We start from the raw sequence: 12,724 nt of genomic DNA on the forward strand, positions 1-12,724 counted from the left end.
AGGCCGCCGGGAAGAATCTCTGACACCGGGCTGAATGCGCGCGTACGCCCCCGAACAACAAAACCGGCGTAATTCAATTCCTTTCGAACCCATGCTCCGCAATTGGCCGCTTCTGTCTGGGCAGACCCGTTAGACAGCCTTCCTAGGCCCCAAGAAACCGCTCAGGCCACCCCCGCCACCCTGGCAGACAACTTCAATCCAGATCACGCCCCCTCCCTCGCCACCCTCGAATACGCCAACGCACAATCGGCTTCCACCCCGCCGGAAGCCCTCCCAAAACCGAAATCCAAGTAGACGCCACACGATCAATCATGTATCATTAAATACATGAGGAAGGGGTGGCAACCCCCAACCGAATTCCCACAATCCCACTCGAAGGGAACAATCGTGAGCGGCACGCTTAGCGCCATACCCCTGACCGCCCGTCACGCCAGCCTGGCAGACCTGACTGCCATCCTCAATCAGCAGCAGGCCCACAAGCTCGACATCGTGGCCGGCGCTGGAATGCTGCGCGCCGAAGCCGGTCATCTGCACATCACGGGCGCAGAGCCGATCCTCACCGACACCGGCGTCACCCCCTCCGATGGGCTCTACCTGCCCACCGAAATCGGCGACGCTGGACTCGGCGAAAAACTCGGCATCCCCACCGCGTACCTGCGCAAGACCCGCGCCCAAGCTCTTCACCTCTACGACACCAACGTCAACGGCTGGCTTGATCTTCAACGCGGGAAGCGATACCTCGCCCGCTGCCTGTCCGATGGCAACGGCAGCGGAGTCCTGCGCGCCTTCCTCAGCGACGGTTACAAGATCATCGATCACCTTGATGTCTTGATGTCGGTGTTGTCCGGCATCCGCGAGTCCGGGTTGCGGGTGGAGCTCGCGTGCGACCTGAGCGAGCGGCGCATGGTCGTCCGGGTGCACTCCGAGGCCATCAGGTCCCTCGCCCCTACCCTGCTGCGCAACTATCGCAGTCCCTTCACCGGGGCGACTGGCGCGGACAATCCGACCGTTTTCGCGGGAATCGTCTTCGCCAACAGCGAAACCGGCTCCGGTGCCATGAGCGTTACCCCTCGCATGGTCGTGGAGGTCTGCGACAACGGCGTCACCATCACCAAGGACGTGCTTCGCGCCGTGCACCTCGGCGCGAAGATGGACGAGGGCACGATCCGGTGGAGCAACGACACCCACGAGGCAAACCTCAGTCTCATCGGCAAGCAGGCCCGCGACGCCGTACGCCGCTTCCTCGACGTCCGCTACGTTCGCCGGGCGATCGAGGAGCTTGAAGAGAAGGCGGGTCGGCGGATCCCCGACCCCGACACCACCATTCGGGTGGTCGGGCAGCGGCTGCGTTTCACCGAGGATGAACAGCGGTTGATCCTCAACCACTTCATCGACGGTGGGGACCGCACCGCCGGGGGAATGCTGCACGCGGTCACCAGCGCGGCGCAGACGCTCAGCGACCCCGATGCAGCGTTCGACATGGAGAACGTCGGCGTACGCGCCATGGAGATCGCGGCCACGGTCTGACCGGTCTGCCGGGTGCTGCCCGCCGGCACCCGGCCCCCGGCCTCACCAGCTCATCGACGGACCGCGCCAACACCGGCCGTGCTCTGGACAGCGCACGTCCGACGCGTGCCGCCCCGTGACGTCATTCCACCGTCAATGGAGAAACCATGCCCCTGTTCATCGGGCTTCCTCACGGCGTGTCACTTCCCCGCAACCTCGCCGAGCCCGACGCCCGGCACCTCGTATCCATTCTCGCCCGCACCTTCCAATGGACCGGCCCCCTGTTCGGCCGCGCGGAGGTCGAGGCATACCTCCACGCCCAGGCAGAAGACCCCGCCAACCTCCCTGCACTAACCGACGACGATTGGCAGCGCGTGCTGGCAACTGCCGCGTGGAAGAGCCTCCTTCCCGCTGCCCGCCGCGCGATCTCCACGGCGGACATCATCGGTCGCGCCCTTCGGCAAGCCGGCCGGTGTTGCGCTGACTGCGACACCCCGATTTCCGGTCCGCCGACCGCCAATTGGGGACTGTGCCCGATCTGCTTAAACCGCGCGGCGATCAGCGACCTACAACGCCGGCCGTGCCCGGCAGGCGACGGAGCGAGCCCGCACCGCTGGGACGACAGCACATGCACCGGCTGCACCATGCCGGCCCCGCCCAACCGCCCGTACCTCACCGCGCTACCCACAGCGGCCTGACCGATCGGTCACCGTTCCTTAACAACTCCACAGCGCTCCGCGCGCAGCCCGCCACCGCCGCTACCGACAACTATCCCGCAAGCCCTGGCGCGCTCTGGACGGCAACCCCAGACGCGACCGGACAACCAACACACCCACAGCCCGAAGGGAGCACGAACCGTGCTTACGGAAACCGCACCCGCACAGCAGCTCGACCCGCCGGTTGAGACCGAGGCCCCGAACGACCCCCAAGACGCCGCACCCCTGACCGAAGCCAACGGAGCAACCGCTACCGATGTGGGCGTCGAGGAGACCGACGAGGCCCAGGAAGCCCCCGCCCTGCCCGGCCGGCACTGCATGGTCCGGGTCAAGAACATCCAGCCGAACCCCGGCAACGCCCGCGACGATGCGCAGGCCCTGCCCGGCATCGTGCAGAACCTGCACCAGGACGGCGTTCGCGGCCTCCTCTCACCCCTCATCGTCGTCCCGCTCGGACCGGACGAGGACGGCCCGTATCTGATCATCGACGGCGAGCAGCGCTACTGGTCCGCCGTCGAGGCGAACCAGAAATGGATCCAGGTCATCGTTCGCGAGGACCTGGCCGCCAACCGCGAACAGATCATCAGCATGCTTCGGCAGGTTCACCGCACGGAACTCACCGCCACCCAGCAGGCAAGAGCCATCGAACAACTCGCCCTCGACGGCATGAACGACGAGGACATCGCCCAGCGCACCGGCTACCAACCCGAGCAAATCAAGGCCGGCCGGCGACTTGCCACCCTGGACAAGCGCACCGCCGAGCGCACGCACACCCTCGGGCTCGACCTCACCCAGGTCGCCGCGCTCGCCGAATTCGCCGACGAGCCCGATCGCGTCGAAGCCCTGCTCAAGGAGGCCGAAGAAGGTCCATACGCGTTCGCCCGTGCCGTGGAGCACTATCGCGGCACCCGCGCCGCCATCGCCGCAGAGGCGGCCCGCCGCGCCGAACTCGTCACCGCCGGGGTGACCTTGCTGTCCGAACACCCTCGGTACAACGACCCCAAGATCAAGGAAGTTACCGACCTGCGCGACGCCGAGGGCAACCGCGTCGAAGCCGAGGCGCACAGCGACTGCCCCGGACACGCTGTGCGGCTCTTCCTCGCCTACGACGACCGACTGTCGGAGACGAGCTACTGCGCCGACTGGCGCAAGTACGGCCATGCCCTTCCCGCCCACGCTGTCACCTCCACTCGCAGCGGTCCCATGACCGAGCAGGAGAAGGCGGAACGGCGACTGGTCATCGGGAACAACAAGGCCATGGAGATCGCCAACACGGTCCGCCGCGAATGGCTGGCCACGTTCCTGACCGCCAAGACCCCACCCAAGGGCACGGCGAAGCTGATCGCGGAGATGCTGGCCGACTCCGGTTACATCCTCTCGACCTGGGTCAACGGCGGCCGGAAAATGCTCGACGACCTTCTGTCGCCCGGCAAGGCCAAGCGGCCCGGCACCAAGCGCGTTCCCGCCCGGGGCGTCAGCGACGGCCGCTACTCCGTCATCTCCCTCGCGGCCATCGCCGCCGCCAACGAAAGCGGCATCACCCGATCCTCGTGGCGGGCACCCGACCCGGCAGTCGGCAAGTGGTTGCAGTGGTGCGTCGCTAACGGCTTCCAGGTCGGCGAGGTCGAACAGCTCATCATCGACGCCAGCGCCAACCACACGAAGCAGCGCGCCAGCCTCAGCGTCGTCGCCGCCCCAGAGCCCGACGAACTGCTGATCGGAGGCGACGCCGACACCATCGACAGCAGCACCAACGCGGACGGACCGGACGAGGGGCCGACCCGCGCCCTCCGGGACGACAGCGACGAGCCCTCGGGCTCCGAGCTGGACACCACGCTCGCCGCATAAACCTGCCGGTCGGGGGCCATACCAGGCCCCCGGCCGGCACGGCCACCAAGGCCGCGACGGCCCTGCCCCGCCCCTGGTCGTTCTCCGGCCAGCACCGCTAGACCTCACACGCAGTGCCGAAGCCGGGGCGCATCGAGCGCCCCGGCTCCGACAAGGAGCGCTCACGCGCCGCCCCCTCGCCTCCCCCGGCTCGGCGCTCACCCGCCGTCCGACCGGCACTCAATGCCCACGTGGCCCGAGGCCACGCCCCGAACGGACCGCCATGCCTCGCAAGTCCCACCCTCCCGCCCAGGACCGGGCAGCTCTGCCGACCATTTGCACGTTGTCCAATACTCCGGAGGCATCAATCCTCATGGTGCGCAGATCATCTTCACCACGCACGACATCGGGCTACTCGGCCGACACCAGAACATACGACTCGCCCGGGACCAGGTCTGGCTGACCGAGAAAGACCAGGCAGGCGCAACCCGGCTCTACCCGCTGACGGAGTTCAGAGTTCGCAACGCCTTGGACGATGTCGCAGGCAGGTACCTCAAAGGCCGCTACGGAGCGGTCCCCTTCTTTGACAAGGAACGCCTACTCGGGCCAAGCCCCACCGAGCAGTCGGATTGACGCGCAACGTACCCACCTCAAGCGGGGAACCCGCCACGCACCAGGACCAGGACCAGCCTGCCATAACGACAACAACTCCATCCGACGCTCCGCAGCTGCTTCCGATCCCCGTCAAACCAGCCTTGGACTCCGGTCCGCGCCGGTACAGACCGCTGCTCCCGCAGACACCGGCCGACCCGGCCACTCGCTCCGCTCGCAACCAGCCGCATCGGCCTGCCAGCTCCGCCGTCCGTTGACCATCGAGCGAAGCCGCCGCACCCCAACCGCCGCCCGCACGTAGACAACGCACCGGGAAGCGGGTATAGTAATAGTTGCTCTGATGGGAAGGCGAACCCACACCGGAATTCACACACCTGCCCCAAGGAGTTAGACATGCCGCCCACTCCCCTCACCGACCCCGAACGCACGACGGCACGCCACCTGCCGCTGTGTGGTCACTGGCAGTGCGCCGCGACGCCGCCCCAGCCACTCGACGCACGGGCAGACGTGGTGTTGATCCGCGACTGCGCCGGCCGACAGCACCTGTTCCGCGACGGCACCGACCACGGCCTGGTCCTCAACGCCGATGGCGACCATTGGTCGCTGACCCGCGAGCGGTACGCCCACGTCACATCGGCCGACGGCGAGCGCTGGGAACTGGTGGCCGATCCGATGCCCGTGTGCGTCGGGGGCTGGAACGCACTGCGACGCGAGTATGTGGCACAGCACCTGCCGAGCGGGCGGACCATCGCGCACTGGGACACCCAGTACGGGCTACTCGCCCGGACCGCCCGCCGATACCTTCACCTCGCCGCTCGCGGGCCATCGAGCCAGTGACGCCCGCCGGCCTACCGTCACCCGACCGCGCGGCACCACCGCTCACACCACCGCGCGACGGCGGGCAGGGCAACGGCCGGGGGGTTAGTTTGGCGAACTCCCCCCGGCCGCCTGGTGCCGACGCCACACAGGCCCCCAAAGGCCCATACGCCGAACACGTGCCGCCCATCCTACGACACCCGTCACCGGCCATCGGAGCAAGAAAGTGATCAACGGACGTGTCGGGCGGCTCGCGCAGCCCCTACGGCCGCCCAACCGGCCGATGCGGCATCATCGGCGCATGCCCACCCGCAATCCCGACGACAGCAGCCGCGTAGGCCGTGCCGAGGCCGCAACGATGCTCGGCATCTCCCTCAGCCACCTGGACAAGCTCTACGGCGAGCGGGCCACCAACGGCTTTCCCGAACGCGTCGACGGCACCACATGGCTCGCCGAAAGCATCGCCTCCTACCAGCTGCCCCGAGTCAGAGCCCGACGCGCCGCGAGCGCCGCCGTAGACCGCAGCGGCGATCCCGACGAGCTCGTGAACAGCACCACCGTCGCGCGCATGCTGGGCTACCAAAGCGCCGATTCACTGCAAGGACAAAACCGAATCTGGCCGCTCCTGCTTGAGCGCGTCGACGACGAATCCCTCACCCCCACCGGCCGCAAGCGCCGGCGCTGGAAGCGCCGCACCGTGTGGGACATCGCCGACAGCCGCACCGGGCAAGGCGCACCCCACACCGGACGCCCCCGCGCCACACCCCAAGGCCACCCCGACCGCTCCGGTGATCCCGATGAACTCGTCGGCGCCCCCGAGGCCGCACGCGTCCTCGGATACAACAGCCCGAACGCCCTGCCCGACGACGTGCTTCGTCAAGCCGACGAAGACAACGTCGGCCCCAGAGGCCGCCACCGCCGCAGGTGGAGGCGCGCGACGCTGTGGGCGATCCTGGATCAAGCAGAGCAGCGCCGGTAGCTCGCCCAACGGAACTCGAATCCGGCAACACTCACACCAATCATCGAGTGCCGCCGGGTTTCAGGCCCGGTCCTAGCGGACCGGAAACCGGAAGCGGCCTGCGGCCGCACTGCTCAAAACCCCTTCTCCTTCGGTGGGGGCCGAACAGGCTAGCGACGTGCTCGCTCCGGTCAAGTCCGGCCGCGGCTCGCAAAACATCATGCACACCCCGCATGATCTTTTCCTCGAAACCCCGCGCCCAGACTTGACCTCCACTGCGCGCGCCACGGGTCGAGTGAACTCGCCCCCACCGCCGGAAGAAGTGGGGGGACGCGCCACGACCGCACCCCGCGCGCTGGTCGGCGTACCCGCCGGCATCCACTTTTCAAGGTCATAAAATCCGATGTCCGAACAGGCCAAACAGGGTAGCCACAGGACGCCAAACCGGGTAGAGTAATAGTTGTTCGGAGGGGACGGCGAACCCCCACCGCACACCACACAAACCCCCAACCAAGGAGACGCATGGGCACCAATGACGACGCCCCGCCGATCATGGAAGAGTACGGCTGCGCCACCTGCGGCCTATCCCTGACGGCTATCACCAGTAGGGACGAGGTGTTCTTTCTCCACCCCGGCCGCAACGCGGAGGACCACGACCCCGACCCGGTCCCACTGGCGCAACTTGCCAACTGGCAGCCCGTGTGCGACTTCTGCTCGGCACCGCACCCCGTGGCAACCTTCACCTTCGAAAACGTCGACCTAGCCGTATCAACCGACAGCGCCGATGCACAGTTGCACAACTTCGGCAACAAGTGGAACGCGTGCGAGGCGTGTGCGCGCCTGGTCGAGCAGCGGAACCCCGAAGGTCTCACCCAACGCGCCTACAAGCGGTTTCTCCGCAAGGGCCACACCATTAATCTGCAAGTGCTGCGGTCCATGCACCAAGCGTTATTCACCGCGACGCCCACCACGCCCGTACGGCAGCCGATCGCGTCGGTCGGCAGCGCCACTCATCGCGGCAACGCCAGCGGCGACGACACCGCCCCCGCTCCCGAGGTGCGGTCACTCCGCCCGCAGATGCTGCCAAAGGTGCGGGACAGGCTTGTGCGCTTCTGGCGGACCGCCGGCCCGGCATTCCTGCTTGACGCCCTCGCCCGAGGCCACACGTACAAGGTGCCCGGACACATGTCCCCTGGCGCTGCCCTCGACGCGCCGGCTGCCACCGTCGACCACCGCAACCCCGAGCCACTACGGCAGTACGCCGCCCTCATGGCCAACCACGCGGAGGACGCGCGCATCTTCTGGATCGACCCCGACTTCACCGCCCTGGCCGCGCATGCGGCACGCGATCTGCCTGACGTTCGCATCGAACAGGTGGAGCTGCCCGCCCCCAACGGGCTGCTCATCTGGCACACGCCGATCTACCAGCCGACCGATCCGGCATCCTGCCTAGTAATTCCGGTCATCGCCGCACAGTGGGGACCAGTGCCCGGCGGCATCTGGACCACGTTCTACACCCACGCCGAATGGATCATGAGAGGCGAGCGGCTCACGGAAACCCGGATGCAGAATTTCCGCGAGAAAGTCGGCTGGCTAATCCCCATAAGCACTGGGGAAGGGCTGCGTTTTGGCCAGCCCTACGCGCCCGCCAGCGAAGAGACGCGCCTCATGCTGTGCTCCCTGATCGCTACGTGGATCCTCACCACGCAGCCTGACGCGGAGGTCACTGACGAGCCAGCCGACAAGGCAACCCGCAGGGCGTACCAACGCGCCAACCGGCCCGCCCCACTCGTGCGACTCGTGCGACTGCGCCGCAAGCAGCAGCCACGACGCGACACCACCGACGACACGCCCACGCGCGTCTACACCCGCCGATGGTGGGTCAAAGGGTTCTACCGAGAGCAGCCCTACGGCCCAGGCCGCGCGCTGCGCCGCCGCACCTACGTACGCCCGCACATTAAGGGGCCGGACGACGCGCCGCTCATCCTGAACCAACAGGTACACGTGCTCGGCAACCCCAGGAACCAGAACGAGCAGTGACAGCGACCGGGGGGAGTCGCCGCACGCGACTCCCCCCGGTCGCCCCACTCGTCCCAGGCTATCCAAATAGACACCCGGGCATTAACCGGGTATAGTAATAGTTGTTCAGGTGGGACGGCGAACCCCACCAGGACAACCGCCAAACCCCAAGGAGATTTCGTGAGCAGACATCGACTCGACGCCCTGCCCAACCGGGGCGGCTACACCGTGGTTGTGGGGTGGGATCGTCCGCTAGACAGCTACTTCGCCCAGGTGATCAACGAGGGTGAGCTGAACGAGGACAACCCCGACTACATGCCGCTTTGGCTCGGCGCGGACACGCGTATCACCGACCCGTACACGATCATCGAGGCAGTGCGTCCGTACGCCGTCATCCCCGACACCCTGCGCGCCGACCTTGAGGCGGATCGAGCCTGGGAGGGCACCCGCGACCAGCCCGGATTCGCGCGGACAGCCCCGGTCGTCCCCGGCCCGGCCCCCCTCGAAACGTCGGGAAAACTGTTCTACACAACCGCCAGCGGAACCCTGGCCACCTGCGCCCTACGGGTGTACCGCACCGGCATCTTTTCCGTTGCGGTGGTCGTCACCGACGTACCCTCCCGCACTCCGTCACGAACGCAGCGACTCATCCGCGCACTGGCCCGCCGGACCAACCCGCAGCGAGCACCAATCACGGAGCACGCCTCCACCATCCATGCCCTGTTGCGCGTCACCTTCGACGGGCAGGAGGTCGAGCACATCGAGTGCACGCCGCATCAGACCGGCGAGGTCTTCCACGCGTTCAGCGTCGCCGACGACGGCAGCACGACCCGCGAGGCGATCCCGCCTGACGACATGGTCCACCGCTTCGGCTCGGACATCACTCGATAGGCCGGGCGACGCCCACCCCAGCTCTCCGACCGCCAGGATGCCGGCCGGACGACCCGGCCGGCACCACATAGCCCGAAAGACTCCCCATGCCCGAGACTGACATTCCCGTTCCGCTGCGACACCGCCCCACCGTCGGCGGATTGGTCGTACCGTGGATCACCGTTCAGATGCCGGACGGCCGGTACCGCTTCGGAGCGATCGACGCCGACCGGCTACGAACCGCCTTCATCGACCATCTCTGCCAAATCTGCGGCGAACAGATGTCCCGGCTGTTTGTCTTCGCCATGCGCACCGTCGACTTTGAACGGCTCATCAGCACCGAGCCGGCCATGCACCCCGAGTGCGCCCGCTACAGCGTGACTGCGTGCCCCATGATCGCGGGCCACATGACCCACTACCGCGCCCAGGCGTCGGACGCCCCCGAATCTGCCGGCGACCCGCACGGGGCTCGCCCCGGACACAGAGCCCACGAATGGCGCTTACTGTGGACGACCGGCTATCGCACGACTTTGGACCCCCGGACCCGGACTCCGGCGGCCGAGATCCCCATTGAACTCTTGCAGCGGGTACAGCGGATCAGGCCGCCCGCTCCGGACCAGTAGCTAACATCGCCTGACGGCGGTCCGCACTGGGCCGCCGTCGGGTGGCGTCGGGTTTCAGGCCCGGTCCTAGCGGACCGGAAACCGGAAGCGGCCTGCGGCCGCACTGCTCAAAACCCCTTCTCCTTCGGTGGGGGCCGAACAGGCTAGCGACGTGCTCGCTCCGGTCAAGTCCGGCCGCGGCTCGCAAAACATCATGCACACCCCGCATGATCTTTTCCTCGAAACCCCGCGCCCAGACTTGACCTCCACTGCGCGCGCCACGGGTCGAGTGAACTCGCCCCCACCGCCGGAAGAAGTGGGGGGACGCGCCACGACCGCACCCCGCGCGCTGGTCGGCGTACCCGCCGGCATCCACTTTTCAAGGTCATAAAATCCGATGTCCGAACAGGCCAAACAGGGTAGCCACAGGACGCCAAACCGGGTAGAGTAATAGTTGTTCGGAGGGGACGGCGAACCCCCACCGCACACCACACAAACCCCCAACCACGGGAGAGTGCGCATGAGCACCGCATCCACGTTCCTGCTCGCAACCACCACCGCGTCGTGCATCGCGCTTCTCGCACGCAACAGGAAGCTTCGCACCGATCTCATCACCGCTCGTTTCGAGGCCCACCACGACGCCCTGACCGGGCTGCCGAACCGCCGCGCCCTGCTCCTGCACCTTGACGGCCTACTTGCCGACCGGACCCGTCCGGTAGCCGTGGCCCTTGTCGACCTCAACCGCTTCAAGGAAATCAACGACGAGCACGGCCACACCGCCGGAGACCTCGTGCTCTGCCGGGTGGCGGACACCCTGAGAGGGCTTCGCCTACCGCGCACGATGGTCGGCCGAATGGGAGGTGACGAGTTCATGATCATCGTCGATGACGGCATGTACACCGCTCGCAACAATGCCGAAGCCGCCGCCCAGGCGCTCGACGCAACGACCGTCATCCTCGGGGCAACGAACTTCGGCTGTTACGCCAGCCTTGGGCTTGCCCTCGCAGACCACAACGACATCACCGCCGTCGACCTGATCCGCCGAGCAGACGCCGCCATGTACGCAGCCAAGCGACGCGGCGGGGGCGTCAGGGAGTGGCACGAGAACATCGGCGCGACCGTCACGGCAACGCTCCCGATGCAGCGCCGCCGCTACCGGTTCTAGCCGGCACCGGGTGGCCCGGAACCCCGGGTGGTTTCGGGCCACCCGGATAGACACAACCCTCATAACCGGGTATAGTAATAGCTGTTCGACAGGGACGGCGAACCCCTTTCGAACACCCACCAAACCCCATGCGAGGAGTCTCACGATGCCCGCGCTAGCTGCTCCCACCGAAGCGCTCCCGGCCCTTCATGCCGACCCCCACACGCGACACATCCTGCACCTGCTCGACGCAGCCCGCCGCCGCATGGCAGAGGTCATCACCTTCCTGCACCTGTGCGAGCACGCCCCGGCCTGGCCCACGACACCCACCCACAACACCGCCGCCGCCATCGAACTACGCGCGGCCACCGTCGCCCTGATCATGTACGCCCGCCGACACTGCTGCGACGCCTGCAACCCCGGCCGGATGCGGGCCACGCTGCGACTGGCCGCCTTGCTGCTCGACCTGTGGCAGAACGGCAAACACCACGTACAGCGCCCCGACCTGTACCCCCTCACGCTCGCCCACAGCGCTGGACGGTTGTTCCGAGACACCGCCGGATGGGTCACCACCGGCGACCCGGGCCGCCTGCTCGGCCAGCACGTCTGACCCGCGCGGATCGCCCGGCCGCCGGCAAGGCGGCCGGGCCACCACACCCCAGACGTCACCGACGCGCATCGAGCGCGCCGCCGCCGGCTACCGCTCCCGCCCCTCACCCCACATCGCATCGCATCGCCATTGGAAGGCAAAACCTTGAGTTTCCTCACTCGCGCCGATCGGATCACCATCGCCCACGTCTGCCAGGACTGGGCCACCGCCTACGCCGCCGCACCAGTGAACCTGCCCAAGAGCCTCACCGTTCGCTACCTCACCGACCACCACCTTCGAGCCCTCAGCGCGCGCCACGGCCGAGAAATGATCTCGCGTGCCGTCGCCTCGCACCTCGACGCCCACCCCAAAGACCTCACCGCCCCCCGCGTCAGCCACCGGGAACGCCGTACCCGCCAAGCCGAACGCGACGCCACCGCCGCCCGCTACCTGAAATACGCCTACCACCACTACGCCGCCGCCGAGCCCTACGAAGCGCTCGCGCTCATCGACCGGGCGGAACTGGCCTCACCTACCTATAAGGACTTCAGTCAGTACCGGCGAGCCATCCAGAAGAGGATGCGGCCCTTCGCCGGTACCGACCTCACCCGCACCAGCCTGCGCCACCGCGCTCTGCTGCCACTGGCCAACCCACACCCCGGGCCGCCCGTCATGCACCACGGCAGCCACACCCAAGAATGGGTTTACCCCGGACGCCTCGTCATCGAAGGCAATTGGCCCGCCGCCATCCCCGAGCACTGCACCGCCACCGACGAGGGACTCACCGACTGGATCGCCAACAGAACGGTTCTCGTCTGCACCGGGTGCGGACTCGACTGCACTTAAACACAGCATCCGCAACGCTGGCCGGTTGGGCTGAAGCCCGGACCGGCCAGCGTCGCCCACTCACGACGCAACATCGCCAAACGTCTGCCCACGCAGCGCCTGGCCGCCCTTCAGCGGCCGGGCCAGGACACCCCAGAAGTCACCGACGCGCATCGAGCGCGCCGCCGCCGGCTGCCGCACCCGTCACCCACTGCCCCGCCCCGCAGCGCACACCCTCGC

General features: G+C 67.5%; 11 protein-coding genes. All 11 read left to right on the forward strand.

Going from position 1 to position 12,724, the window contains the following annotated elements:
* Positions 1–327 precede the first annotated feature (327 nt).
* The 11 genes from MED01_RS33620 (at position 328) to MED01_RS33670 (ending at position 12,505) form a co-directional block, all read left to right on the forward strand.
* The gene (locus tag MED01_RS33620; protein WP_238672492.1) at positions 328–1,527 is read left to right on the forward strand and encodes a DUF932 domain-containing protein; all 1,200 of its coding nucleotides are present in this window, start codon (positions 328–330) and stop codon (positions 1,525–1,527) included.
* A 146-nt stretch (positions 1,528–1,673) separates the two neighbouring features.
* On the forward strand, positions 1,674–2,204 hold the full coding sequence (locus tag MED01_RS33625; RefSeq protein ID WP_238672493.1) for a hypothetical protein: 531 nt from the start codon (positions 1,674–1,676) through the stop codon (positions 2,202–2,204).
* Between the two features lie 159 nt (positions 2,205–2,363).
* Entirely contained in the window at positions 2,364–4,070 is a 1,707-nt protein-coding gene (locus MED01_RS33630) for a ParB/RepB/Spo0J family partition protein (RefSeq protein WP_238672494.1), read from the forward strand.
* A 984-nt stretch (positions 4,071–5,054) separates the two neighbouring features.
* Positions 5,055–5,498: a hypothetical protein gene (locus MED01_RS33635; RefSeq protein ID WP_238672495.1), complete on the forward strand. Its 444-nt coding sequence runs from the start codon at positions 5,055–5,057 to the stop codon at positions 5,496–5,498.
* A 280-nt stretch (positions 5,499–5,778) separates the two neighbouring features.
* A complete protein-coding gene (locus MED01_RS33640; RefSeq protein ID WP_238672496.1) occupies positions 5,779–6,456 on the forward strand; it encodes a hypothetical protein in 678 nt (225 codons plus the stop codon).
* 501 nt (positions 6,457–6,957) lie between these two features.
* The gene (locus tag MED01_RS33645; protein ID WP_238672497.1) at positions 6,958–8,475 is read left to right on the forward strand and encodes a hypothetical protein; all 1,518 of its coding nucleotides are present in this window, start codon (positions 6,958–6,960) and stop codon (positions 8,473–8,475) included.
* 159 nt (positions 8,476–8,634) lie between these two features.
* A complete protein-coding gene (locus MED01_RS33650; RefSeq protein ID WP_238672498.1) occupies positions 8,635–9,345 on the forward strand; it encodes a hypothetical protein in 711 nt (236 codons plus the stop codon).
* An 86-nt stretch (positions 9,346–9,431) separates the two neighbouring features.
* Positions 9,432–9,947 carry a hypothetical protein gene (locus tag MED01_RS33655; RefSeq protein ID WP_238672500.1) on the forward strand — a complete coding sequence of 172 codons (516 nt, stop codon included), beginning with the start codon at positions 9,432–9,434 and terminating at the stop codon, positions 9,945–9,947.
* A 499-nt stretch (positions 9,948–10,446) separates the two neighbouring features.
* Positions 10,447–11,091, forward strand: a complete 645-nt coding sequence (locus MED01_RS33660) for a GGDEF domain-containing protein (protein WP_238672502.1) — start codon at positions 10,447–10,449, stop codon at positions 11,089–11,091.
* 145 nt (positions 11,092–11,236) lie between these two features.
* Positions 11,237–11,680, forward strand: a complete 444-nt coding sequence (locus MED01_RS33665; RefSeq protein ID WP_238672503.1) for a hypothetical protein — start codon at positions 11,237–11,239, stop codon at positions 11,678–11,680.
* 144 nt (positions 11,681–11,824) lie between these two features.
* The gene (locus MED01_RS33670; RefSeq protein WP_238672505.1) at positions 11,825–12,505 is read left to right on the forward strand and encodes a hypothetical protein; all 681 of its coding nucleotides are present in this window, start codon (positions 11,825–11,827) and stop codon (positions 12,503–12,505) included.
* Positions 12,506–12,724: the final 219 nt, after the last annotated feature.

It is taken from the genome of Micromonospora alfalfae (genome assembly GCF_022230925.1).
Classification (GTDB): domain Bacteria; phylum Actinomycetota; class Actinomycetes; order Mycobacteriales; family Micromonosporaceae; genus Micromonospora; species Micromonospora alfalfae.